The sequence below is a fragment of the Actinoplanes sp. NPDC049681 genome, from assembly GCF_044465265.1.
GTDB lineage: Bacteria > Actinomycetota > Actinomycetes > Mycobacteriales > Micromonosporaceae > Actinoplanes.
In genome coordinates, this window is sequence record NZ_JBITLP010000001.1 from 371,452 (window position 1) to 396,260 (window position 24,809).

At 71.6% G+C, this 24,809-nt stretch carries 21 protein-coding genes; 11 read left to right on the forward strand and 10 right to left on the reverse strand.

What is annotated here, in order from left to right:
- Positions 1-44: 44 nt before the first annotated feature.
- The gene (locus tag ACIBO8_RS01740; RefSeq protein WP_396113166.1) at positions 45-1,439 is read right to left on the reverse strand and encodes a DUF2079 domain-containing protein; all 1,395 of its coding nucleotides are present in this window, start codon (positions 1,437-1,439) and stop codon (positions 45-47) included.
- A 93-nt stretch (positions 1,440-1,532) separates the two neighbouring features.
- Between ACIBO8_RS01740 and ACIBO8_RS01745 the strand changes: the two genes are divergently transcribed.
- The 3 genes from ACIBO8_RS01745 to ACIBO8_RS01755 all read left to right on the forward strand — a co-directional run bounded on the left by ACIBO8_RS01745 (position 1,533) and on the right by ACIBO8_RS01755 (position 4,172).
- Positions 1,533-2,207 carry a response regulator transcription factor gene (locus ACIBO8_RS01745; RefSeq protein WP_396113167.1) on the forward strand — a complete coding sequence of 225 codons (675 nt, stop codon included), beginning with the start codon at positions 1,533-1,535 and terminating at the stop codon, positions 2,205-2,207.
- Positions 2,200-3,696 (forward strand): sensor histidine kinase, encoded by a 1,497-nt coding sequence (locus tag ACIBO8_RS01750; protein ID WP_396113168.1) that lies wholly within the window; start codon positions 2,200-2,202, stop codon positions 3,694-3,696. Before ACIBO8_RS01745 ends, ACIBO8_RS01750 begins: the two co-directional genes overlap by 8 nt.
- Before the next feature lie 62 nt (positions 3,697-3,758).
- Positions 3,759-4,172 (forward strand): DoxX family protein, encoded by a 414-nt coding sequence (locus ACIBO8_RS01755; protein WP_396113169.1) that lies wholly within the window; start codon positions 3,759-3,761, stop codon positions 4,170-4,172.
- Between the two features lie 162 nt (positions 4,173-4,334).
- Here ACIBO8_RS01755 and ACIBO8_RS01760 read toward each other — a convergent pair whose 3' ends face one another.
- Entirely contained in the window at positions 4,335-4,754 is a 420-nt protein-coding gene (locus ACIBO8_RS01760) for a VOC family protein (RefSeq protein WP_396113170.1), read from the reverse strand.
- Positions 4,755-5,102: 348 nt separating this feature from the next.
- Here ACIBO8_RS01760 and ACIBO8_RS01765 point away from each other — a divergent pair, with 348 nt between their 5' ends.
- Entirely contained in the window at positions 5,103-7,457 is a 2,355-nt protein-coding gene (locus ACIBO8_RS01765; protein WP_396113860.1) for an IPT/TIG domain-containing protein, read from the forward strand.
- Between the two features lie 21 nt (positions 7,458-7,478).
- On the forward strand, positions 7,479-8,861 hold the full coding sequence (locus ACIBO8_RS01770) for a YdiU family protein (protein WP_396113171.1): 1,383 nt from the start codon (positions 7,479-7,481) through the stop codon (positions 8,859-8,861).
- Positions 8,862-8,865: 4 nt separating this feature from the next.
- On the opposite strand, the gene ACIBO8_RS01775 is transcribed toward ACIBO8_RS01770, so the two are convergent.
- From ACIBO8_RS01775 to ACIBO8_RS01800, 6 genes are read right to left on the reverse strand one after another with little or no spacing between them, the layout of a single operon-like run.
- Complete coding sequence (locus tag ACIBO8_RS01775; protein ID WP_396113172.1) at positions 8,866-9,531, reverse strand: VWA domain-containing protein; 666 nt, start codon at positions 9,529-9,531, stop codon at positions 8,866-8,868.
- Between the two features lie 22 nt (positions 9,532-9,553).
- On the reverse strand, positions 9,554-10,789 hold the full coding sequence (locus tag ACIBO8_RS01780; RefSeq protein WP_396113173.1) for a hypothetical protein: 1,236 nt from the start codon (positions 10,787-10,789) through the stop codon (positions 9,554-9,556).
- Complete coding sequence (locus ACIBO8_RS01785) at positions 10,786-12,063, reverse strand: protein phosphatase 2C domain-containing protein (protein WP_396113174.1); 1,278 nt, start codon at positions 12,061-12,063, stop codon at positions 10,786-10,788. Before ACIBO8_RS01785 ends, ACIBO8_RS01780 begins: the two co-directional genes overlap by 4 nt.
- Position 12,064: 1 nt before the next feature.
- Positions 12,065-13,252 (reverse strand): hypothetical protein, encoded by a 1,188-nt coding sequence (locus ACIBO8_RS01790; RefSeq protein WP_396113175.1) that lies wholly within the window; start codon positions 13,250-13,252, stop codon positions 12,065-12,067.
- Between the two features lie 16 nt (positions 13,253-13,268).
- A complete protein-coding gene (locus ACIBO8_RS01795) occupies positions 13,269-15,428 on the reverse strand; it encodes a hypothetical protein (RefSeq protein WP_396113176.1) in 2,160 nt (719 codons plus the stop codon).
- Positions 15,425-16,027 (reverse strand): TIR domain-containing protein, encoded by a 603-nt coding sequence (locus ACIBO8_RS01800; protein ID WP_396113177.1) that lies wholly within the window; start codon positions 16,025-16,027, stop codon positions 15,425-15,427. The genes ACIBO8_RS01795 and ACIBO8_RS01800 overlap by 4 nt, the downstream gene beginning before the upstream one ends.
- 264 nt (positions 16,028-16,291) lie before the next feature.
- On the opposite strand from ACIBO8_RS01800, the gene ACIBO8_RS01805 reads away from it, so the two are divergent.
- Positions 16,292-17,014, forward strand: a complete 723-nt coding sequence (locus tag ACIBO8_RS01805) for a spermidine synthase (protein ID WP_396113178.1) — start codon at positions 16,292-16,294, stop codon at positions 17,012-17,014.
- A gap of 29 nt (positions 17,015-17,043) precedes the next feature.
- Here ACIBO8_RS01805 and ACIBO8_RS01810 read toward each other — a convergent pair whose 3' ends face one another.
- On the reverse strand, positions 17,044-19,293 hold the full coding sequence (locus ACIBO8_RS01810) for an MMPL family transporter (protein WP_396113179.1): 2,250 nt from the start codon (positions 19,291-19,293) through the stop codon (positions 17,044-17,046).
- A 314-nt stretch (positions 19,294-19,607) separates the two neighbouring features.
- On the opposite strand from ACIBO8_RS01810, the gene ACIBO8_RS01815 reads away from it, so the two are divergent.
- From ACIBO8_RS01815 to ACIBO8_RS01835, 5 genes are all read left to right on the forward strand, one after another.
- Positions 19,608-21,356 (forward strand): phosphatidylglycerol lysyltransferase domain-containing protein, encoded by a 1,749-nt coding sequence (locus ACIBO8_RS01815; RefSeq protein WP_396113180.1) that lies wholly within the window; start codon positions 19,608-19,610, stop codon positions 21,354-21,356.
- Positions 21,353-22,012 (forward strand): hypothetical protein, encoded by a 660-nt coding sequence (locus tag ACIBO8_RS01820; RefSeq protein WP_396113181.1) that lies wholly within the window; start codon positions 21,353-21,355, stop codon positions 22,010-22,012. Before ACIBO8_RS01815 ends, ACIBO8_RS01820 begins: the two co-directional genes overlap by 4 nt.
- On the forward strand, positions 22,009-23,040 hold the full coding sequence (locus ACIBO8_RS01825) for an alpha/beta hydrolase (RefSeq protein WP_396113182.1): 1,032 nt from the start codon (positions 22,009-22,011) through the stop codon (positions 23,038-23,040). Before ACIBO8_RS01820 ends, ACIBO8_RS01825 begins: the two co-directional genes overlap by 4 nt.
- Positions 23,037-23,387 (forward strand): VOC family protein, encoded by a 351-nt coding sequence (locus ACIBO8_RS01830; protein ID WP_396113183.1) that lies wholly within the window; start codon positions 23,037-23,039, stop codon positions 23,385-23,387. Before ACIBO8_RS01825 ends, ACIBO8_RS01830 begins: the two co-directional genes overlap by 4 nt.
- 75 nt (positions 23,388-23,462) lie before the next feature.
- Complete coding sequence (locus ACIBO8_RS01835) at positions 23,463-24,038, forward strand: suppressor of fused domain protein (RefSeq protein WP_396113184.1); 576 nt, start codon at positions 23,463-23,465, stop codon at positions 24,036-24,038.
- Here ACIBO8_RS01835 and ACIBO8_RS01840 read toward each other — a convergent pair.
- Complete coding sequence (locus ACIBO8_RS01840; RefSeq protein WP_396113861.1) at positions 24,035-24,808, reverse strand: CPBP family intramembrane glutamic endopeptidase; 774 nt, start codon at positions 24,806-24,808, stop codon at positions 24,035-24,037. The genes ACIBO8_RS01835 and ACIBO8_RS01840 overlap by 4 nt on opposite strands.
- Between the last annotated feature and the right edge of the window lies 1 nt (position 24,809).

Consider the following 24,809-nt stretch of genomic DNA (forward strand, 5'->3'; position numbering starts at 1 on the left):
CCGGCACCGCGGTCGAAGCGCGCGAGGACGAGTGATGGACACGCTCAGCGCCAACCTTGACGTTCCGGCGACCTGATCATTCCGGGCTGACTTCGCTGTAGCAGAACGAATCCGTCTGAGCGGGCGACCACCCGATAGCCGGCGGCCTGCAGCGTGACCACCTCGTCGCTCACCTCCGCGGCTCGATAAGGCCAGTCATCGACCGCCGTATCCGCGACCGCCCATTCCGCCGTCGACGTCGCGCCCGGCGGAGGGAACATGCGCACCCGCGCACGTCCCGTCAGCTGTGGGACCAGTCGATTGGTGGCAGCCACCTCGGCATCGTCCGGGATCCGGTCGAAGACCGCGTGCGCCGCGGCGACCCGGGGATCCCGCCGCCAGAACGAGGGCTCGGCCAGGGCCCGGAGAGGCCGCCCGGGCGCGTGCGCGGCACACGCGACCAGACACCCGGCTGCGAGCATGACCCCGAGCCGACCGGCCGGGCGTGAGGCATCAGCATCCCGTCCGAGGGAGCGTGCCGCATCGAGGAAAGCGGCGAACACGATCACCATCAGCACCGCGTTGTAATGGAAGCGAGTGCCCCAGTAATTCGGGCTGTTCGCGAGAAAGCGCCACCCGAGCGTCGGCAGCGCCAGCAACAGCAGAGGCGAGCGTACGGCGACAAAGGCACCGACGCTGAGCAGTGCGACGACCGTACCGGCTTGCGTCGCCAGGCGGTCGGACAGCGGGGTTCCGGCGCCCGCCTGCATCGAGTACGCGTAGTGATGTGCGGAATTGAAAAAGGGCAACACCACCAGCACCACGAACGCCGTGGACGCTACGCCGAACGCCATGGTCCACGCGCCGAGCCGGCGTCGGCCTTGCAACAGCAGATATCCGCCGATGGCTGCGACTGTCAGGGGCAGGTCCTCCTTGACCAGCACCAGCGGCGCCGCCCAGGCGACAGCCGCGGACCATTGCCGGCGCAGCAGCCGCTCGAGGCTGAATGCCAGCAACGGCACCGCGAACGCCACCTCGTGGAAGTCGAAGCCGATCAGCTCCTGCAGGCCCCAGGACATTCCGTACGCGACAGCCACGAACGTCCCCCCGACCTGGCCGAGGATGCTCACCGCCGTACGCCCGATGGGAATGATCGAGACCGCGACCAGTGCGGCCTGGGCGACCAGCAGGGTTTCCGGGGTGGGGAACAGTCGGTAAAGCGGTGCGAGCAGCATCAGGATCGGGTGGAAATGGTCGCCGAGCAGGTTGAAGGCGGGGCCTTTCAGCTCCACGATCGGTGGCCGGCCGTCGGCGTAGGCCCGCACCGCCTGTTCGAAGATGCCCAGGTCGTAGCCGGTTGTGTGGATCAGGCGGTGCTGGCGGACCGCCAGAAGGACATATGCGGCGAAGCACAGGACGGCTACGACGTAGGGCCAGGGAGGGCGTACGCGGGGGTTCACGGCGTGGAGGCTGGCAATCGGCCGTTGAACCGGGCCTGAACCGCCTGAAGATCGTCTTCAGGGTGCCCGCGAAGGCGTGTCAAGCTGGGCGGCGTGCGGATTCTGGTGGTCGAGGACGAGCGGGCGATGGCCGGGGCGATCTGCCGCGGCCTCGAGGCGCACGGTTTCGCCGTCGATCTCGTGCATGACGGCCGGGCGGCGCTCGACTATGCCGCGCAGGAGCGGTACGCGGCGATCGTGCTGGATCTGATGTTGCCCGGCCTCAACGGGTATCGCGTCTGCGCCGAGCTGCGCCGCCTCGGTGACACCACGCCGGTGCTCGTGCTGACCGCCAAGGACGGCGAGTACGACGAGGCCGAGGCGCTCGACACGGGCGCTGACGATTACCTGCGGAAGCCTTTCTCATACGTGGTGCTGGTCGCGCGGCTGCGGGCGTTGTTGCGGCGCAAGGGTGGGGCGGCGCCGGACCTGCGGGTCGGTGACCTGGTTGTCGATCCGGCGGCGCGGACGTGTCAGCGGGCGGGGCGGCCCGTGGAGCTGACGCCGCGGGAGTTCGGGGTGCTGGAGGCCTTGATCCGGCGGCCCGGTGAGGTGGTCGGCAAGACGGAGATTCTCGATCAGGTGTGGGACCTGCACCACGACGGCGACGTCAACATCGTCGAGGTGTACGTGAGCGCGCTCCGCCGCAAGATCGACGTACCGTTCGGGGTGCGGACCATCCACACGGTGCGCGGCGTCGGGTATCGGCTGGAGGATCTCGGTGCGTGACCTTCGGGTCCGGGCGGCGTTCGCCGCCGGCGTCGCTTCCCTTCTCCTTCTGCTCGGTGCCGGGTTGTGGCTTCGGCACATCGTGTACGCCGAAAGGATGCGCGCAGCTGAGCAGGAGGCGCGAACGATGGTGCTGAGCCTGCAGAACACCGTCGTCGGCAACCCCTCGCTGAAGGCCGAAGACCTGAACGTTTTCGTCACGTTCAGTCTGGGCGAGTCCTCGGTTCCGGATTCGGACACGGTGGCCTACCTCCTGGTGTCCGCCGACGACGCGGTGCGCAGAGGCAGCCAGGAATTGGAGCCGTACGTCGCGGACCGTAAGCTGCTGCCGGCACCGCCTGCCGGCCGGGTCCGCGACTACCGGCCGCAGGACAGCTCGGTACGGCTCGGCGCGCCACCGCCGGGCGCCCGGGCGCGGCTGGCACACCGCACGTACCCGGTGCTGTACGCCGACACCGACCTCGACACCCCGTGGGATCTGAGCCAGCTCGGGCTGCGTGCCAAGCCGCTGTACACCCCGCCCATCCGGCTCTACGCCGTGGTTCTGCCGTTCGAGGCCGAGCGGGCGGTGGCACGGGTGGACCGTCTGCTTCTGCCCGGCGTACCGGTGGCGGTGGTGCTCGTGGCGTTGGTGGCGTGGCTCGCGACCGACCGGGCGTTGCGGCCGGTGGAGCGGATGCGCGCGCAGACGGCGGAGTTCAGCGCGCGGGGGCTCGACCGGCGGCTGTCCGTGCCCGGCTCCGACGATCGCCTCGCCCGGCTCGCGGTGACGTTCAACGACACGCTGGACCGGCTGGCCGCGTCCGCCGAGCGCCAGCGCCGGTTCATCGCCGACGCGGCGCACGAGCTGCGTACCCCGATCGGGAGCGTGCGGGCGATCCTGGAGGTCGCGGCCGCTCATCCCGACCGTGCCGACAAGGAGGGCGTGATCCGGGAGGCGGCAGCCGAGGCGCGGCGGTTGCATCGTCTGGCGGATGATCTGTTGCTGCTCGCCCGGCTGGAGGCCGGCGCCGAGGTTTCGCGCGAGCCGGTCGACCTCGCGGCCCTGGCCCGGGATCAGGTCGCCGACCGGGGCCGCGCCGGGCCGGTGCGGGTCAGCTGCGAGGTGACCGGGGCCGCCGTCGTGGCCGGCGATCGGGCGCAGCTGGACCGGCTGCTGCGCAATCTGCTGGACAACGCGGAACGCCATGCCCGGAGCGTCGTCACGGTCACCGTCGTTCCCGATCCGGCCGCGACAACGGTACGCATGACCGTGGCCGACGACGGGCCGGGCATCGCCCCGGACGACCGCCGACGGGTGCTGCTGCCGTTCACCCGCCTCGACGACGCCCGCGCCCGCGACTCCGGTGGGTCCGGGCTGGGCCTGGCCATCGCGCACGACATCTGCGCCGGCCACGGCGGAACGCTCGAGGTCGTGGACAGCGACCTGGGCGGGGCCGGCCTGCTCGTGCGGCTACCGTCGGCCCATCTTTTCTCGGCCGACCGATGAGTTCGGCTCGTTCCGCAAGTCTGAGGAGGTGTACTCACCATTCGAGCAAGGAGATGATCGTCATGACCGCCGTCAACACCGCACCCGCACCGCTCGCCCGGGGACTCCACCGCACGCTGTGGGCACTGCAGATCACGCTTGCGCTCTTCTTCATCGTCGCCTCGGCCGGCCCCAAACTTCTGGGTGAGGCGTACGCGGTCCAGACCTTCGAAGACATGGGCGCGGCGACATGGTTCCGCTACTTCATCGGCCTGGTGGAACTCGCCGGCGGCATCGGGCTCCTGGTGCCCCGCCTGGCCGGCCTGGCGGCGGCCGGCCTCGCCCTGCTCATGGTGGGAGCCACCATCACGCAGGCGTTCATCCTCCACGGCGGCGCGCTGGTGATCACGCCCGTCGTGCTCTTCGCGCTCTTCGTCTTCGTAGCGTGGGGCCGCCGCGCGTCTACTTGGGAGGTTCTGTCCCGGCCTGCTCGCTGACGAGGTATTCCGCGTACCAGTCGGGCCAATTCGGGTCGGCTTCACCGGTGCGCTGCTCGTGCTCCCCATGAGCGGCCGCAGCGCGCCGGAGGGCTTCTGCCAGGTCATTCGCTGACGTGTACGTCGTACCGCCGCCCTCGACCCGCCCGGGCAGCCGGGACGTCACCTCCTGCAACACCCAGCCGTTCCCGTCCGGATCGCTGAACGTGGCGAGCGAGTTGTACGACGCCCGGTCCGGCGCGGGCCCGTCCGCCTGGCCTTCCGGCGTACGGTGAAAAATCTCCCCGACCCGAACCCCCGCGCGGCCAGCCTTTCCCGCGCAGCCTGGACATCGGGAACGACCAGGAACAAGCCCTGCGCCGAACCGGGCGCGGCGGCCCCGGGGCCGGTGGCGAAATGAATCGAACAGGCGGAACCGGGCGGGGTGAACTGAATCGCCCGGGCGCCGCCGAGAACGAAATCGGCGTCGAGTCGCCAGCCCAGGCCGGCGTAGAAGTCCTTCGCCCGGTCCAGGTCGCTGACGGGAAGGGTGACCACCTCGAGCTTCAGGTCGGCGCTGTCGCGGTTGTCCGTCGCAGCCATCGGAGCCTCCTCGGGTCTCAAGGACACCGTGCCACACCACCCGAAGACGGCGGCAGAGGCAGCATTCAGCGCATGGCGCGACAACGCCCGTGTAAACGCTGGGCGGCGCCACGCCTTTCGGGGCGGCGAGACGGGTGGCGTCACGCGCATCAACCAGTTCGTCCGAGGTGAATGCCATGGGATTGGTCCCTTCAGGACGCCGGCCGTACTAATCCCTCCAGGCGACGCCGTGGCGGCGTGGTTGTGGGCGACCTAGTTTGAGATTGCGTCGGGCCACCGGACCCGAAAATGATCTCGAGGTGGAATGTCATGACGGGACGGGTGCGTGCCCTTCTGCTTGCCGTCGGAATGTCGATCGGACTCCTTCTTCCTGGTCTCGCCGCCCCCGCGGATGCGGCCGCCAAGCCCGTCCTGACCAAGCTGACTCCCAGCTCGGGGCCGCTGCGGCAGATCAAGCTGACCCTTCGCGGAAGCAATCTGCGCGGTGTCTCGGCGGTTCGTTTCGGCAATCTCCCGGGTGTCGTGGTGGGCAGGTCCACCGCCACTTCCGTGACGGTTCGCACGCCTCGGAGCGCTCGGCCCGCAACGGTGTCCGTACGCGTGAAAACCCCCGCCGGCTGGTCCGCCGTCAGCAAGAAAGTGCGTTACACGTTCGTGGCCGCTCCGACGCTTTCCCGGATCTCTCCGACGAGCGGGTATTTTTCGGGTGGCACCCGCGTCACCCTTTCCGGAAAGCGTTTCGAGACCACTCGTTCGGTCCATTTCGGAACTCAGCGGGCCACGATTCTCAGTCGTCGCGCCGGCGTGCTCGTCGTGCGGTCTCCCATCGGGGTGCTCGGCAAGGTTGCCGTCACCGTCACGACCGCGGGTGGCGCGACGCGGGGGAGGGGGCTTGCTTTCGAGTACGTCCAGCCGCCGGCGCAGTCGTCGCTCGAGCTGACCCCGGCGTCCGGGGCGTTCGTCGCGGCGGATGTCGAGTGGGTGACCGGTGGGTACCACGCCGACACCGGTGTTGCCGAGCCGTGGTTGGTCGGGCTGCCCAAGGGGTCGACGGCCCCGGCCGTGGGGCGGCAGTTCGTGCTGCGTCCTGGCGATCCCGCTTTCCCGAGCGGGCTGGCGGGCACGGTCACGGAGGTGGCCGACCAGCTGGATGGGAGCGTCCGGGTCACGGTCGCGCCCAGTGATCTCGAAGGCGCCGTGGACACGTTGAGCCTGGACTACGCCGGGCCGGTCGGGGCGCCCCCGGCGGCGAGGGCCGCGGCGGTCGAGGTCGGCAAGGCCTTCGAGTTCTCGGTGACCGGTCCCACGTCGTTGTTCTGTCAGGATCCGCACGGGCAAGCGGTTTCCTTCGGTGCCGATCTGACGTCGACCGTGACCGACGTCGACGTGGACCAGCATCTCGATCTCGGCGGGCTGGTGCGCCGGCCGCGTTACGACGCCGCGTTCACCGGCGAGGTGCAGACCACCGGGAAGATCACGGTGGGCGCCGCGGCAACCTGCAAGATCAAGGAGGCGTGGGCGAACGCGCACCGGCGGGTGATTCCGCTCGGTACCTCGGGCTCCACCCTGTCGTTCGGGCCGGCCTTCGAGTTCAAGATCTCCGGCAAGGGCACCTGGAGCATCACCGATCGCACACGGACCACGTTCGCGGTGAACGCTGTGCTGGGATCGAAGCCGACGTACAGCCGGACCGCGCGGAGCGTCGACTCGAAGCAGGGCGGGGAGCTCAGCTTCGAGGCCGAGGTCACCGGTGGTGTCTCCGTGCAGTTCGGGCTGCTGGATCGGGCCGGCCTGCAGGGCAAGGTGTTGCTCGGTGTCTCGGCGGCCCTCCGGGCCGTCACCGCTCCTAACGTCTGCGTGGAGGGCGAGGTCTTTCTCAAGCTGACGGTCGGTGTGTTCCTCGACGCCCTGGTGAAGCGGTGGGAGGCCGATGCGTTCGCGGTGAAGCTCACCCTCTTCCGTCCGCGGGAGTGCGTGATCTCGGAGCCGCCCGCGCCGTCCGGTGAGCCTGAGATCACCTCAGCGCGGCTGCCCGACGCCTCCGTCGGGGTGCCCTACGCCGCCACGCTCGGTACGGCGGACGGCCGGCCCGGTACCTGGTCCGTGGTTCGTTTCGGGTTGCCCGCAGGGCTGGCGCTGGCCGCGGACGGCGCCGTCTCCGGTGTTCCGCAGGGCCCGGTCGGCGACTTTCCGGTGATCGTCGACTTCAAGGACGCGTCCGGGCGGGTGACGACCACGACGATCCGGATCATGGTGCGGCCGGGTCCGTCGCTCGGCGGAGGTGACATCCAGGCCACGCTGCGCTGGTCCGGTGCCGCGGACCTCGATCTGCACGTGCTCGATCCGTCGGGTGAGGAGATCTACTACGGCCATGCCACGTCGGAGAGCGGGGGACGGCTCGATCATGATGCGAACGCCGCCTGCAACGGCATCGAGGACGACGACAACGCCGTCGAGAACGTGTACTGGCCGACCGGTGCGGCCCCGGGTGGTTCCTACTCCGTCTGGGTCAAGGTCTACAACGCCTGTGACGCGCCGGTGGACTGGCATTTGAGCGTACGGAGGAACGGCACGCTGGTGGTGGACGAGGACGGGACGGGTGACTCGTCGGCGTACACGTTCAGCCTGGGTTCCGCGAGCGCTCGGGCCGCCGCTGTGCGGGTTGTCGCGCCTCCGGTCAGCAAGGGGGGCAGGAAGCGGTGAACGCGCACGTACGCTCGATGGGTGACGATCGGTAACCGCTTCGCCCGTGAACTTCCCGAGATGGCCGTCCGGTGGCAGGCAGAGGACGCTCCCGAGCCGCGGCTGCTGGTGCTGGACGAGTCGCTCGCCGCCGACCTGGGGCTCGACCCCGCGTGGCTGCGTACTCCCGAAGGTGTCGGCTTTCTCCTGGGCACCGCGCTTCCGGAGGAGGCCACCCCGGTCGCGCAGGCCTATGCCGGGCACCAGTTCGGTCACTTCGTTCCGCGGCTCGGGGACGGCCGTGCGCTGCTGCTGGGTGAGCTCACCGACCGCGGCGGCCGGCTGCGGGACCTGCACCTGAAGGGCTCGGGGCGCACACCCTTCGCGCGCGGGGGTGACGGGCTGGCCGCGGTCGGCCCGATGCTTCGGGAGTACGTCGTCAGCCGCGCCATGCACGCCCTCGGCATCCCCACGACCAGATCCCTCGCGGTGGTGGCGACCGGCCGGACGGTGTACCGGGAGTCGCCGCTGCCCGGGGCAGTGCTTGCCCGCGTCGCCGCCAGTCACCTGCGGGTCGGCAGCTTCCAGTACGCACGGGCCACCGGCGATCACGACCTGCTGCGGCGCCTCGCCGACCACGCGATCAGCCGGCACCACCCGGACGCGGCCGGGGCCGAGCGGCCGTACCTGGCGCTCTTCGAGGCCGTCGTGACCGCTCAGGCCGCGCTCGTCTCGCGGTGGATGCTCGCCGGGTTCGTGCACGGGGTCATGAACACCGACAACATGACGATCTCGGGCGAGACCATCGACTACGGGCCCTGCGCCTTCATGGACGCCTTCGATCCGGCCACGGTCTACAGCTCCATCGACCAGGGCGGGCGTTATGCGTACGGGAACCAGCCGCTGGTCGCGGAGTGGAACCTGGCGCGGCTCGCCGAGGCGCTGCTGCCGCTGCTGGACGACGATCAGGACGCGGCGGTGGCGACGCTGGGGTTGTTCCGCACCCGGTACAACGAGCTCTCGTCGGCCGGCATGTGGGAGAAGCTGGGGCTTTCGGGTGACGTCGACCGCGCGCTGGTGGAGGAGCTGCTCACCCTGCTGCACAAGGGCGGTGTCGACTACACCTCGTTCTTCCGGGCCCTTTCCGGGCACGGGGAGCTCGGCGCCGACTTCGACGACTGGCTGCCGCGGTGGCGGGCGCTGGGGCCGGACACCGCGGCGATGGACCGGGTGAATCCGGTCTACATTCCGCGCAACCATCTGGTCGAGGAGGCGCTCGCGGCCGCGACCGACGGCGATCTGGCACCGCTGGACCGGCTGGTGCAGGCGGTGAGCGCCCCCTTCGAGGAGCGCCCCGGCCTCGAACGCTACGCGGCTCCCGCGCCGCAGGACTTCGGTGTCTACCGGACGTTCTGCGGGACCTGAGGGTTCAGTCGACGAACTCGATCGGTACGCGCTCGTAGCCGTCCGCCTGCTCCGGGATGCGGAACTCCTGGGCGCTCGCCGAGGTGACCAGCGTGTTCAGCAGGCTGGTCAGCATGCTGACGATCGCCTCCTTCTCGTTGTCGACGTCCGTGGCGATGAAGGCCGCCTTGGTGGCGATCTTGCCGAGCACCGCCGGGTTCGCCGTGCCGAACCCGTACGAGATGATGTGCGGCCGCCGGCGGAAGGTCTTGTCCGTCAGTGCGGCGAAGTCGGCGGCCCAGTTCTTGTCCATGGGTGCGCCGTCGGTGAGGATGAAGACCGCCGGGCGCAGGACGGCCCGTCCACTGGCGTGCAGAGCGGTCACGTCGGTGTCGATGCGCTGCTTGACCAGCTGGAACATCCGGCCGTAGTTGGTGGTGCCGTCGCAGGTGATCATGGGCAGGTTGGCGACCTGGTCGATGTCGGCCATCTCGAGCACCACGTGGGCGTCGGTGTTGAACGTGATGATCGAGATGTGGGCGAACTCCGACACCCGGGGGCTGTTGCCCAGCACGTCGAAGACGTGGTCCACGGTTTCGTTCAGCAGCTGCTCCTGCGGCTTCATGGAGCTCGAGGTGTCGATGACGACGTAGGCGGGCAGGCACTTCGACTTGACGACGGGGTCGATCACGGCCGGGGTCCTTTCGGGACGGTCAGAAGATGGCGACGGCGCAGAGCACGACGAGGACGATGAGGACCAGCACGGCGAGCACCGGGCCGGCGGCCCCGCCGCCCGAGGGGGCGGGCTGGGTCGGGCGGGTGACCGCCGGAGGCGGCGACGGCGGTACGGGCGGCGAAGGCCTCGGCGGTGCGGGCCGGACCGGCCGGCTGACGGGCACCTGCGCCCGTGCCGGAGCCGGGGCCGGCCGGGGTGCCGGGGTAGGAGTTCGTGGCCTGTAGTTCTGGCGCGGCCGCCAGGTGGGCGCCGCTGAACCGGGTGCCGGGTTGGGCGTCCGGGTCACGTTGTGGTTCTGGCGCGGCCGCCAGGTGACAACGCCGCTCGCGTCGGCGGGCCGGGCCGTGGGCACCGCCTGGCCGAAGCTGCGGGTCAGGTCGGCGATGCTCGGCCGGTCGGTACGCACCCCCGCGTCGAGCATGCGCAGCAACGTCTGCGGCACGGCACCGGACATGAATCCGAGGGCCGCGTAGACCTCGTCCTTGCGGCGCTTCCCGGTGAGCATCCGGCCGACGAGCAGCGCCACGCGGTACCGGTCGGTGTACGTGTCGACCGGGCTCCTGTCCGGTGTCAGCGGGTCCTCGAACTCGGGCGTGAAGACATGCGGGCGGCTGCCGTACGAGCAGCCGTCGAGGTCGAAGACGTAGACGATGTGCTGGGTGGGGTGCCAGAAGGCGTTCGCGTAGGACCAGTCCGCGTACACGATGCCGCACCGCTCGAACAGGCAGGCCACCCGGGCCAGGCTCAGGCACGTGGCCGCGCGGTCCGCCGCCGACTGCTGCGGTATGCCGCGCTCGGCCAGCCACGCGTTCGGCTTGGCCAGGTAGTCGACCGGGATGGGGCCGTACCGGTTGGGGTTGGTACGGGCCTTGGCCAGCCAGCTGACCGAGAAGGCGGCCGGCGCCTCCGGGGTCAGGACGCCGATCGTGGCGCCGCGGTCCACGATCCGGCTCGCCGGCCAGGAGGTGGCCTCGTCGATGAGCCGGCGGTCGCCCGGGTCGGTCAGCATCTGCGGCTGCGCCACGAGCCGGTCCAGCATGGTGATGTCGAGCTTGCGGGCCGCCTCGGCGTTCAGCCGTTTGAAGAGGTGGCCCGGCCAGGCCGGCACCCGCCAGATGCCGTCGCTCTCGCCCGCCTTGTCGAAGTCCGGTGTGGACGGCAGCGGGCCGAGCCGGCTCAGGTCCAGGACGGCGGGAATGGTCCGGGGGTTCATCGCCGCGCGGCTCCGCCCGTCGCCGGTTGTCCCGCCCACACCACCACGGCGGTCCGGTCGTCCTGGAGGCCCTTCGCCTCGAAGTCGACGTCGAGCATGAACGACGCCAGCGGCGGCGGCCGGCGCCAGCGTTCGGCGAACCAGTCGCGCGCCCCGCTCACCTCGGCGAACGCGTCGGCCACCCCGTCGGACAGGACGGCGACCGTGTCGTCGCCCGCGAAGTCGAAGACGGCTCCGCGGGCCGACTCGGGGCGATGGGGGAGGAAGGCGTCGAGCACGCTGCCGTCGTACGTATCCTTGGCGCCACCGGTGAGGCACTGCCAGCCGTCGTCGTCGAGCCGCCACAGGTGGGTGTCGGCGATCTGGCCGACCCATCCCGTCGCCGACTCCCCCGGAGCCTGGTACGCGGGCAGCACCGCGACGGCCAGCGTGGTCCGTACGTCGGCGGGGTCCAGGCGCCGGTCCCGTGCCGCCTGCACCAGCGCGTCCGACACCTCGCCGAAGAGCTCCTTGGCGGCCAGCTTGCTCACTTCCTTGCCGCCGTCGAGGTGCCGGCGTACCAGGGCCACGGCGGTCGCGACCGCCACCGAGGCGCCGAGTTCGGAGCGGGCGCTGTCAGACATGCCGTCGGCCACGGCGACGACGAGATACCGGCCGCTGCGGTCGCGTGCCACCCGGTACGCGTCCTGCCTGGGCTTGACCGGCTCCTCGCACCGGTGACCCGCGCCGATCACCGACGCCGCCCGTACCTCGAGGTTGCGCAGGCGCGCCTGATCGGCGGCGACGCCGGGCGGCGACGCGCTCTCCATGGGGAGCAGCCAGGGCATCTGCGAGGCTCGCGACCCGGGTACGAACCGCGGCGCCACCGCCTGCTCGGGCACGAGCGCCTTCTCCACCGTGCTCACCGCCGGGCGCGGCGCAGGAGGTGGAGGTGCGGTGGCAGTGTGCGCGGGCGTAGGCGTAGGCGTGGGTGCGGCCGGCGGCGGGCCGTCGGGGCCGGGCGGGGGCGGGCCGAGCAGGCGGCCGCCCTCCGAGCCGGCGGGTCGGGCACTCTGATGAGGAGCGTGCACGGGCGGCTCCTGCCGTTGGTGCGGGGCGGGTACGGGGTGCACACCGCTCGCGACGGTGGCCGTGCGGTGGAGCCGAAGCCGGTGGCGGGTGCGTGGCCTGCGGGGGCGGGCGGACCGGCGCTCGGTCAGCACCATGGCGATGATCGAGCCGGCCAGCAGGCTCCCCATGACGACGATCACGACCAGCAGATACAGGGAGCGCACGTCAGCCGGCGCCTGTTCCGGGCTGCGAGCCCTTCCGCGGCCGCCAGCCACCGACGCCGTTGGGATCGGGCGCGGGAGCGGGCGGACCGGCGGGCTGGGCTGCGGGCTGGGCTGTCGGCTGGGCGGCGGGCTGGGCTGCCGTGTTCCCGCCGCGCCCCCGCACCGGCGGCGCGGGCCGGGTGGCCGGAACCGGTGAGGACGCAGGGACCGGCGCCGGCGGAGACGCCGATGGCGGCGCCGCGGGTAGCTGCGCGGGAGTTGCCTGTACGGGAACCGCCGTGCCGCCGACCATGCTGAGGGTGTTCTGGAGCACCTGCCGCCGGATCTCCTCCACGTCGGCCGCCTGCACCAGCCCCGCATCCAGCATCTTGGTGAAGAGCTCGTCGGAGCTGGCGAACCGGGCCTGCTGGTGCTGCTCGAGCTCCTGCTGCCGGGCGTGCATCAGCTGGAGCACCTGGAGGCCCTCGTCGGGATGGTGGCGCAGGTGCAGCGCGATCAGCCCGAGCTCGCCCTGCACGCCGTTGAGGACCGCGTCCATGCGCCGGCGTTCCAGGTCGTGCTCGTTGTTCAGCGCCTCGACGTTCAGGTTGTGGCTGCGCCGGCCCAGGTCCCGCTCGCGCTCGATGACCACCTGCTGCTGCAGATAGGTGCGGGCGCCGTCGTCGAGCGTCACGAACGCCGAGATGTGATCGATCGTGAGCCCGAACTCGCGGATCGCGATCGGGCCCGAGCGGTGCAGGTCGTTGATCTCCTGCTCGACCTTCTCACAGTCGGTGATCTCGTACCGGCGGCTGACACCGCGCATCAGGCCCAGGACCCGTCGCGAGACGACCGCGCCGCCGTCGCGCACTCCCTCGCGTACGACGACGTCGGGGGCGCTGACCTGCCATCCGACGGTCACGGTCGCCACGAACGAGAACCGGTCGTCGCGGGTCGGGAGGTCGCCGCCGCCGCTGGACATGTGCGTCTCGTGGCGGGACATGTCGACCTCGTACATCGTGCGGTAGGTGCCGCTGAGCGCCTCCCCGAACGAGAGGCGGCGGCCCAGGTCGACCACGGTGCCGTCGGCCCGCGAGTACACGGCCGCGACCCCGGCCCGCAGGACCGGCCCGGTGAACTTCATCCGGTTCACCGGCTGTTCGTTGACGATCAGGGACGAGGGCGGGTGGTGGCCCGCATGCGGATACATCGGTACGGCTCCCGGTTCAGAAGGCGGCCAGGACGGCCTGCGCGGTGCGGGGCGCCCGGACGGCGCCCGGGCCGGTCATCCAGCCGCGGGCCATCCACCGGACGATCTTCTCGGTGCGTTCGTTGCCCACGGCGGCGGCCGCGAGCATCAGGGCCAGCGCTTGGCGCGCCCGCGGGTCGGGCTCGGTGAGCTCCGCCCAGGCACCCGCGATGTCCTGGGCGATCTCGTGGAACATGGCGCCGTTGAGGGTGATGTCCCAGGCCGAAGCCACGCTGTGGTGCAGCGCGCGGTCGGCCGTGGCGAGCTGCAGCAGCAGCGGCCAGCCGCCCTGTCCCGACTCGGGGACGGCGACGAGGTCGGCCGCCAGGGTCAGGAACGCGATCTCGCCCGTCGCGCTGCGGCCCTGATGGCGGCTGCGCATCCAGCGCACCGTCATGTCGGTGGCCGGCAGGGCGTGGGCGTGGTCGGCGTCGATGAGCTCGGCGAGGCTGTAGCCGATGGCGAACGCGACGTCCGCGTCGTCGTTCTCGGAGAGCCGGTCGAGCTCGTCGAAGGCCCGCTCGGGCAGCGTCGTGCCGAGGGCGGAGCCGTAGACCCGGGCGGCGGTGGCGTGCAGCTGCCAGGACTGTCCGGCGATCCACTCGTCCACCAGGGCCAGCGCCTGTTGACGGAGCCGGGTGGACCGGCCGGCCGCCTGCAGGGCGTACGCCGCCATCTCGCGCTTGTTCTCCTTGTGGTCGGCGGCCCAGGGGCGCAGCACCGACTTGCTGATGTGGTCGAACGCGGTGGTGGAGATCAGTCCGACGGCCGCGGCGGCGCGTACCCGTACCGCGTCGACCGGGTGGTTCGCCAGGTCGCTGAGCCAGCCCAGGAGTGCGCCGCGGAGCTCGTCGTACTCGCGCCAGACGAGCTCGAGCACCGCCCGCGGGTACGCCGGGTCCCGGTAGCGGATGACCTCGGCCGGCACCTTGCCCAGCCGGGTCATGACCTCGGTCTGCACGATCTGCGCCCGGATCTCGCGGACGCGATGGGTACGCCCGGTCGCGAACGGATCGGCGGCCGTCGTGGGCGCGGGCGTGCTCGGCGTGGACTCCAGCCGGCGCTGCAGCGACTCGGCCGGTTCCACCACCGTCTGGTACGGCAGCCCGTCCAGCAGCGCCGCCGCGATCGCCAGGTACTTCAGCGACGGCGTGGCGAGCCCGCTGAACCACGTCTCCACCTCGGCGGTGACGGACGTCCTCATCCGCGCCCGCAGCAGGTCCACGTCCAGCCGGCCACGGCTCAGCAGGTCCTCGACGCGGATGGCGAACTCGGCGGCGCGTTCCCGGGCGGAGTCCGACGTAACGACCTCGTCGAAGACCGCGATGAGCCCCGGACGCCGCAGCACGTCGTCGGCGCCGGCCGGGCCGAGCCGGTACCGCAGGTGACTCTCCAGGATGGCCCGGTGCGCCGCCGGCCGCTCGAGCTGCACCACGAACCGCCGGACACCCGAGTCGGCCAGCGTCACCCCGGCCGACATCGTGACGACCAGCTTGGCGCCGAGCGACCCGAGACGCGCGTCGAGGTCGTGCAGGGTGAGGGCGGTCAGTTCCCGGATCCGCCGGTCGTCCATGTCCTCGATCAGGTAGCCGCCACTGCCGCCGATCGCCTTGCCGATCTCGTCCGGTGACACGTCGGGGGTGAACCCGAAGATCTCGCTCTGGTGGTGGTCGAGCAGCAGGCGCAGCGCGGTCGCACCGCGGCCGGAACCCCGGGCCGCCTGCAGGATGATCACGTTCCGCCCGCGGCAGCGGCCGAGCAGTCCGGCGTACGCGGCGTCGGCCACGAACGTCTCCTGCACCATGCGTACGTGGTTTGCGTCGAGGCGGTAGACCACCGTGGTACGCGCGCCCGGACCGGCGAAGTTGTACACGATCTTGTCGCGGGCCACGCTGTCGGCCATCGTGGCGCTGCCGAAGTACGCGCCGCCCGAGGCGAACACGACGTCGGCCTCGCGCCGGAGATTGTTGACCTCGGCGGCCTTGCGCGGCTGTGCGGCGTTGGCGGCGACCTCGGTGCCGGCCTCCCTGATCCGGCGCGGGCCGTCGGCCGGAGCCGAGGGCTGCTGGGGTACGCCGGCCGCCGGGGTCGCGGCCTGAGCCGGCGTCGTCGCGCCGGCCCCGGGGTCGGGACTCACGACGTGCCGCCCTGCACGTACTTGTCGCGCGACACGACATCACCGTTGATCGTCGCGCCCTGGGCCCAGACTCCGCCCTCGTGGAACTCCACGTGGCCGGGCACCTGCGGGGGCACGCCGCCGGTCGCCGGTGCCCGCAGCGGCGGCACGCTCGAGGACAGCGCCTCGACCAGGTGGGACAGGTCCATACCGGAGTGGCGTTGCCGCAGCCGTACGAACTGCCGGGTGACCAGTCCGCGCAGCGAGGCGGGCAGCTCGTCCGCCGCCGGAAGCGGCGCGTTGTTGAGCAGCACCGGGATGATGCGTAGGCCGGCCTGGAGGGCGGCCTCGATCTCCTGCCGCACGTAGTCGTCGGCCCGGTCGATGCGCCGCAACCCGCCCGCGTCCGGGGTCAGCCAGCGCCGTCCGATGAGGACCAGCAGTACCCGGCTGGACAGCAGCCGGCGCCACAGCTCCGGCGGGAAGTCGGTGCCCGCCTCCAGCGATCGGGTGTCCTTGAAGACGTTGCGGTCCCCGAAGACGGCACGCAGATGATCGTCCACGAGCGCCGCGGCGAAGTCGTCGTCGTCGGACCGGTAGTTCACGAAGATTCCGGACAAGGGTGGCTGCCTCCATTCCCCCCTGACCTGCGGGAAAGCAGGCACATGGCGACTCGCGCAACGGTTCCACCCGTACCGGGGGTGAACAATCCGTTGCCCGGTGCCATTTGCGCTGGCAACAGGACACAGCCCCGGCGCGGCGGTCGCGAGGTCGTGGTTCTCGGTTGATCGGCGCCCCCGGCGGCCCGGACGGGCAACACGGCTCGACCGCTCCGCCGACCGCTATCGGGATCGTCGCCGTCCTGACCTGGCAGCATGGGCGGGATGAGCATGCGATTCGCCGAACTCGCCTTCCGGCAGACCCCCATGGGCGACCTCAGCCTGCGCCGCCGCCGGGATCCGATGCTCAAGATCGACGTGTACGAGGTGAAGCTCGGCGACGAGTTCCTCATGTCGAGCCTGTTCACCGTCGCCGAGATCGCCCTCGCCCGGCTGGGCCTCGCCGAGCTGGACGCCGACGGCGATCTCGACGTGGTCGTCGGCGGGCTCGGGCTCGGCTACACCGCGGATGCCGTGCTGGCCGACCCACGAGTACGGTCCCTGCTGGTGGTGGACGCGCTGGAGGAGGTCATCTCCTGGCACCGGCAGCGGCTGCTCCCGTTCGCCGAGGCGCTGGTCACCGATCCCCGGTGCCGGCTGCTGCACGCCGACTTCTTCGCCCTCAGCGCGGACCCCGAGGGGTACGGGCCGGTGCACGCGGTGCTGGCCGATATCGACCACAGCCCCCGCCATCTGCTGCACCCCGGGCACGCGGACTTCTACACGCCCGACGGTTTGCGCCGGCTGTCCGGCCGGCTGCATCCGGGCGGGGTGTTCGGCCTGTGGTCCAACGATCCGCCCGACGAGTCGTTCACCGCCCTGCTGCGCGAGGTCTTCGCGACCGCGCGCGCCGAGGTCGTCGCCTTCGACAACCCCCTGCAGGGGCGGCTCTCGACGAACACGGTCTACCTCGCCCGGACGCCCACGGAACCGGCCGGGAGCAGCTGACTCCCGGCCGGTTCGCGTACCGATGTCGATCAGTTGGCGCCCACCAGCTCGCCGGTCGGCTCGTCCTCGGCCGCGGCCGGCGAAGCCGGGGCCCGGCCGCCGGTGGAGTGCTTGCCGCGACCCCGCAGCAGCCGCGGTGCCCACCAGTTCGCCGGGCCGAGCAGCGTCATCAGCGCGGGCAGGACCACCGCCCGGATGAGGGTCGCGTCGAGCAGGATAGCCGCCGCGAGGCCCACGCCGAGCTGCTTCATGTCGATGGTGGACAGCGTCGCGAAGATCGAGAAGACGGCCACCATCACGATCGCGGCGCTGGTCACCACGCCCGCCGAGCCGGTGATGCCCTCGGCGACGGCCTCGCGGTTGGGCACGCCGCGCAGGACGGCCTCACGGATCCGGCTCACCACGAAGACGTGGTAGTCCATCGAGAGGCCGAACAGCACCACGAACAGGAACAGCGGCAGCCAGGTGACGATCGCTCCCATCGAGGTGAAGCCCAGCGGGCCCTCGGCCCAGGTGTTCTGGAAAACCACGACCAGCAGGCCGTACGCGGCCGCGGCCGACAGCAGGTTCAGCAGGATCGACGTCAGGGCGACCACCACCGACCGGAACGTCCACGCCATCACCAGGAACGTCAGCAGCAGCACGAATCCGACGACGATGGGCAGCTTGTGCCACACGTGGGTGGCGTAGTCCTCGCTCTCCGCGACACCGCCGCCGACCGCATACGTGGCGCCGCTCAGACCGCCCAGCGCTGCCGGGACGAGATCCTCGCGCAGCCGGTGCAGGGACTGCACCGCCTCGTCGCTTCGGGAGGCGAACGGGGTGGCGATCGACAGCACCGTCACCCGCTTGTCCGGCGACACGTCGATGTCCGGGCCGGTCTGCTCCTGGGCGGCGAACAACCGGTCGCCCTGGGTGCTCGCGGCCAGCCGGGTCAGCGCCGCCCGCACGGCCGCCGCCTGGTCCGCCGGGGCCTGTACGGCCACGATGTGCTGGGTGCCGTTGCTCGGGTACGCCGCCGTGAGCCGGTCGTACGCCTGCATGGCCGGCGTGGTGCGCGGCAGGTCCTCGGTGCCGGGGAACTTGAGCTGCATGCCCAGCGCGGGCGCCGCCAGGGCGAGCAGGAGTCCGACGCTGACCAGCAGGGTCGGCAGCGGGCGGCGCAGCGCGGGCCGGAGCACGGCCGACCAGAAGCGGCTGGGCTGCACCTGACCGTCGGGGGTCGTACGGCGGGCGGCGAGGCGCCACAGCAGCGGCACGCGCGGCCGGTCGACCCAGCGGCCCAGCTTGGCCAGCAGGGCGGGCAGCACGGTCAGGGAGCCGATCACCGCGACGGCGACGACGAGGATCGAGCCGACGGCCAGCGAGGAGAAGATCGCGTCGTTGGCGAGGAACAGGCCGGCCATGGCGATGACGACGGCCGTACCCGAAACCACCACTGCGTGCCCGGAGGTCTCCGCGGCGATCTCCACCGCGTCGACGTGACCGCGCCCCTTGGCGCGTTCCTCACGCTCGCGGCGGACGTAGAAGAGGGAGTAGTCGACGCCCACCGCCATGCCGATCAGCAGGATGACGCTCGAGGTCGAGTCGTTGGCCGGGATGAGGTGCGACGCCAGCGTGGAGAGGCCGATCGCGGCCGCCACCGACGACAGGGCGAGCAGCACCGGGATGCCGGCGGCGATCAGCGCGCCGAACGCGATGATCAGGATCGCCAGGGTCACCGGCAGGCTCAGCCACTCGGCGCGCTTGAAGTCCTTGCCGAGGGTGTCGTCCAGCGCCTTGTTGATGGACGGGCCGCCCACCTCCTCGACCCGCAGGCCCGGATACCGCTGCTGCACCTCGGCGGTGGCCGTACGCAACGGCTCCACCCGATCGGATGCGGTCTCCGGGTCTCCGCTCATCGTGATCGGCACCAGCAGGGCCGAGCCGTCCGTGGCCGGGATCGCGTCGCCGACCTTCGCCACCCCCGGCGCGGTCCGCAGCCGGGTCGCCGCCGCCTTGGCCGCGTCGCCGGCGGCGCGCTTGTCCAGCGCGCCGGACCGGGCGGTGATCAGCACGTTCTCGACGGCCGGCTCGTCGGCGAACCTGCCCTCCTCGATCATGACGCCGGCGCGGCCGGACTCGCCCACCGACATGTCCTTCGCCGTGGCCTCCTTGAGCCCGGCGGCATTGCCGCCGACGAAGCACAGCGCGACGAACACCACCCACAGCGCCACCGCGCGCCATGGGTGTTCGGCGCTCCACCGCGCTACCCGTACCGTGACCGGTCGCCTCTGCATCGTTGGTCCCCCTGCTCGATGTCTGTGTCGAACCTGAACCTAGGCAGGGCGGGAGCTGGGAACATCCGGGTCCGACCCGCGCTCGCCCCGGATCTCCCCCGCGGTACGCCCGGGGACACCCACCCGCCTCCGGAAGCGACGAAACGGCGCTATCGGGCATCTCGGCGCGCAGCGACCCTGAGCGGCCTCAGGGTTTCTCCCGGCATCGGTCGAAAGTTGTAGGGGCCTTGCGCGAGGTCCATACCGTCGGCCGACGTCAGGACGCGGCGATACAGCCACTATGGGTTCGCTGCGAAGACGGGGAGGTTGTCCACATGCCGGAGAATGCGCGCGGTGCCGCGGTGACAGCGGAGCGTGGTGCGCCGCGGGGTGCCGCCGGTCCGGTCCGGTGGCGGCCGCCGCCGTCACGGGCCGTGGTGGCACGGTGCGTCCAGGTCGTCGGCCTGTTCGACGCGCTGACCGCCATCCTGCCCTCCTGGCACGTGCGGATGGCGGCGCTGGCCCACCTCATGCCCACCGCGGGCATGGTGACCGCCCGGGCCGCGACCACCGTCGTGGGTCTGCTCCTGGTGTACCTGGGCGCCGGGCTGCGGCGCGGCAAGCGGCGGGCCTGGCAACTGACCACTGTGCTGTGCGGGTTCAGCGTGGTCCTGCACCTGGCGAAGGCGACTCCGGCGTCCGCCCTGATCGCAGCCGTGCTGCTGGTCGTCCTCGTGGTCGAGCGGGACCGCTTCTACGCCCGCGGCGACCTGCGGAACCGGTGGCGGGCCCTCGGGGTGTGCGCCGGCTTCCTCGGCGCCGGGTTCGTGCTCGGTTTCGCCGAGATCGCCGTACGGGCGACCGAGGTGACCGGTGGCGCCGGTCCGGCACGGTGGGCGCAGCACGTCGCCCTCGGCATGGTCGGGGTCAGCGGCCCGGTGCATTTCGCGCATGCGGTCACCGCGACCACCGTGGACCTGACCACGGGCGCCTTCGGGCTTCTGGGTCTCGCCGCCGGTGCCGTGGTGCTGCTGCGCCCGGGGACCCGGCGGCCCTCGTGGGAGCCGGACGACGAGCAGCAGATGCGTACGCTGCTCACCCGCCACGGCGACGGCGACTCCCTCGGGTACTTCGCGCTGCGGCCGGACAAGTCGTTCATCTGGGCGCCGTCGCGCCGCGCGGCGGTGGCGTACCGGGTGGTCAACGGGGTCAGCCTCGCCTCCGGCGATCCGATCGGCATCCCCTCGGCATGGCCCGAGGCCATCTCGGCGTGGCTGGCCGACTGCGACGCGCACGGCTGGACACCGGCCGTCCTCGCCTGCGGTACGGCCGGCGGCACGGCGTACCAGCGCTTCGGCCTCGACGCGATCGAACTCGGCGACGAGGCGATCCTCGACGTCCCGGGGTTCACACTGCAGGGCCGGAGCATGCGTACGGTTCGCCAGGCCGTGGCTCGCGTGCGCCGTGCGGGCTACACGTGCGAGGTCGTACGGCGCCGCGACCTCGACGACGCCGCGCTCGCCGAGGCCCGCCACTGCGCCGTGGCGTTCCGGCAGGACGCCGTGGAACGCGGCTTCTCCATGGCGTTGTCGCGCTTCGGTGGCTCCGCCGACGGCGACTGTGTGCTGGTCCTGTGCCGCGACGGCGAGGGCCGGATGCGCGGGCTGCTGCAATTCGTTCCGTGGGGCGACACCGGTCTGTCGCTCGACCTCATGCGGGGCGACCGCAGCGCCGACAACGGTCTCACCGAGCTCATGATCGTCAGTGCCGTGGAGGCGGCGGCCGGCCTGGGCGTCACCCGCATCTCGCTGAACTTCGCGGTGCTGCGTTCCGTGCTGGCCCGCGCCGAGCAGCTCGGCGCCGGGCCGGTCGTCCGGGTCTGGGCCCGGCTGCTGCGGGCCATGTCCGGACTGTGGCAGATCGACTCGCTGTACCGGGCCAACGCCAAGTACCAGCCGAGCTGGCAGCCCCGGTTCCTGTGCTTCCCCTCGGGCCGGGACCTGCCGCGGATCGCCGTCGCCGCGCTCAGCGCCGAGGCCTTCCTGCCGTCGCGCCGGCGCCGGCTCGCGGAGCCGGCCCCGTGAGCCTGACCGGCATCCCGCTGATCGTGCTGACCGGCGGCCTGGCGGTGGCCGCCCTGGCCGTCACGGTACGCACGTGGTCCCGCGGGCGGGTGCTCACCCGTACGCTCGTGCTGATCTGTGCCGAACTCCTCGTCGTCGCCACGGCCGGCCTGATCGAGAACCGTGACCAGACGTTCTATCCCACCTGGCACGACCTGGTCGGCGGCGGAACGGAGACCGAGACAGTCGCCGCCGCGCCTTCCGCGCCGCCGCCCTTGGACACCCGCCCACCCGGCGACGGGATCATCGTGCCGGCCGGGTACGCCGACCGCCCCGGCACCGCCTACCCGGTCATCGTCGTCCTGTGCGGTCGTGCCGATGTGGACGCTGCCCGGGCGGCGGCGCGAACCATCCCGGACGTGATCACGGTCGCGCTCGTACCGCGGACCGCCGCCGACGTCACCCGGATGATCGACCGGCTGCCGCACCTGGCCCGCGTGACCGGCCAGGGCCGGGCGCTCGTCGCGGACCGGCCGCACCGGGCCCTCGCCCGGCGGCTGCAGGGCGCCGATCCCGGATTCGCCGCCGTCGTCACGGCCGCCGGCGGCTGGGATGCCGCCCTGGCCAAGGCCGCCGACCGGCTTCCGGCGCCCCTGGCGGCGCCGCTGCGGCCATGAGTATCGACGCCCCCGGCACGGTGGCGGCGGGAATCGCGGGCGTTCTGCTCGCCACGTTCGCGCTGGCGTACTTCTGGGACAAGCGCCGGCTGCTGGGCCGCATGCTGCTCGCCGCGCTGGTCGTGGTGCTGCTGACCGCCACCTGTGCCGTGCAGTTGAACCGGCTCACCGTGGCGTACCCGTCGTGGTCCGCGCTGGTCCACGAGCCGGCGCGCGGCGCGTCGCTCTCCGCAGGGACCCCTCGGCGTCCCGGCGGCGGGCGGTTCCTGACCGTCACCGTTCCCGGGCGGGCGAGCGGCTTGAACCTCACGATGGGCGTCTACCTGCCCGCCGCGTACGACACCGCCGCGGGTGCGAGCCTGCGGTTCCCCGTCATCGAGGCGTTCCACGGGTATCCGGGTTCGCCCAGCACCTGGATCCGCCGCCTCGACGTCCTGCGCCACCTGGACCGGGAGATGGCCGAGGGCCGGATGGCACCGACGGTGGTGCTGTTCCCGTACCAGACGCCGCGGCGGCTGCTGGACACCGAGTGCACCGACATCGTCGGCGGGCCCCGCACCGAGACGTTCCTGACCCAGGACGTCGCCGCGTACGCCGCCGCCCACCTCAGGGTCCGCACGGACCGCGCCGCCTGGGGCCTGATCGGCTATTCGGCCGGCGGCTTCTGCGCCATGAACCTCGCGTTGCGGCACCCGGAGCGCTATACGGCCGCGGCGTCCCTGTCCGGCGACAGCGGCCCGGCGATCAGGATCGGCGACGGCAGCGAGCACACCACCAACAACGTCGCCTGGCGGCTCCGGCACCTGCCCCAGCCACGCGTGGCCCTGTACGTGTCCTGGGCCGCCGACGACGTCGAGTCACGCGACGGATCCCGTGACGTCGTACGCCTGGCCCGGCGACCGCTCAGCGTGAACCCGGTGGAGCTGCCGCGCGGCGGGCACAGCCATGCGCTCTGGCGGCGGATGTCGCCCCCGGCGTTCGACTGGCTGTCCGGGCACCTCGCCCGCGGCGTACCCTTCCCGTCGTGATCCACCATGTGCAGCTCGCGTGCCCACCGGGCAGCGAGGACGCCCTCCGCTCGTTCTACGGCGGCGTGCTGGGGTTCGAGGAGATCCCCAAACCGCCGGCCCTGGCCACCCGCGGCGGATGCTGGTTCCGTGGCCACGGCATCGAACTGCACCTCGGCGTCGAAGAGGACTTCCGGCCGGCCGGCAAGGCGCATCCCGGCCTGCTGGTCGACGACCTCGACACGTGGGCCGCTCGGCTGCGCACGGCCGGATATCCCGTCGCCTTCGACGATGACTTCCCCGGCATGCGGCGCTTCTACAGCAGGGATTGTCACGGCAACCGGCTCGAGTTTCTTCAGGCTGTCTGAGCGACGTCTCGCTGCGTTGCGGAGATCACGCGGTCGGGTCACCACGCCGAGGCCCCGTCCGCGATGATCGAGGCCATGGCGGACCTCGTCGAACATCTGGAACGCTTTCTCGGCCCCATTGAGGGCGGTACCCGTGGCGACGACTCGGTTCCTGCCGGTGTGCAGGTGATCCGATTCGGCGCGGACCAACCGTTCACCGGGGTCACGACCTGGGCCACCCTGGGCCTGTCCCACCACCACCTGGCGCAGTCGAGTGGACGTGGCCTGCACCAGGAGCTGGTGATGCACTTGCCCAACGCCCGGCAGCCGGCAAATACCGCAGGGGTGTTGTTCCAGATGGCCGGCGGGCTGGTCCAGCGTGGTCAGGGTCTGGCGCACGGCGAGGTGATCGGTCCCCGTGGACGACTGTTCGCAGGGACGGAGCTGGCCGCGTTGGTGGCGTCCGCTCCGGTGTACCTCCCCGACTCCTTCGCGGTCTGCGATACGCCCGCTGCGCGGGTCGTACTGACCTGGCTGATTCCCCTCACGGCCCCAGAGGCCTGGTTCGCCATCGAGCATGGCTGGCGCGCCCTGGAGACCATCTTCGTCGATCAGGACCCCGACCTGACCGACCTCGGCCGCACAAGCGTGCAGTTACGAGACGTTACTTAGAGCCAATTCAGCCAGTCCTTCGGCAGAATCGTGTAGCCCACGAACGCGGCGATGTCGAGGAGGCTGTGCGCCACGACGAGCGGCATGACCCGGCCCTTGCGCAGGAAGAACAGGGCGAAGACCACGCCCATCACCGCGTTGCCGACGAAGGCGCCGAAGCCCTGGTAGAGGTGGTACGAGCCGCGCAGGACGGCGCTCGTGGCGACGACCCAGCCCAGCCGCCACCCGAAGGCGCGCAGCCGGGTCACCAGGTAGCCCACCACGATGACCTCTTCGAGAACGGCGTTCTGCACGGCCGCCATGATCAGCACCGGCACCGCCCACCAGACCTGCTGCAGGGCCGCCGGGATGATCCGCGCGTTGAGGCCGAGCTGGGCCGCCACGAAGACCAGCAGCAGGCCCGGGATGCCGATGCACGCGGCGAGCGCCGTACCCCAGCCGAGGTCCGGGCCCGGTCGTCGCAGATCCAGACCCAGCGTGCGGACCGGCGAGAGCCGGTCGCGGTGGAGCAGATACAGGGCCAGCAGCACGGGTACGAGCGCGAAGAAGATCCCGAGCAGCTGGTACGTGAGGTCCAGGTACGGCCGCGGTGACTGCGACGGGTTCAACGTGGCGGTCTGCTGGGACAGGGGCTTGCCGGCCGTCAGCTTCGCGACGAGCGACACGACGGCGTAGACAGCGGACTGCCCGAGGGACAGCAGGAGCACGACGACGACCTCGAGGCCCAGTTCACGGCGCGTCGCCGGGGGCCGCTCGACGGAAACGGTCACG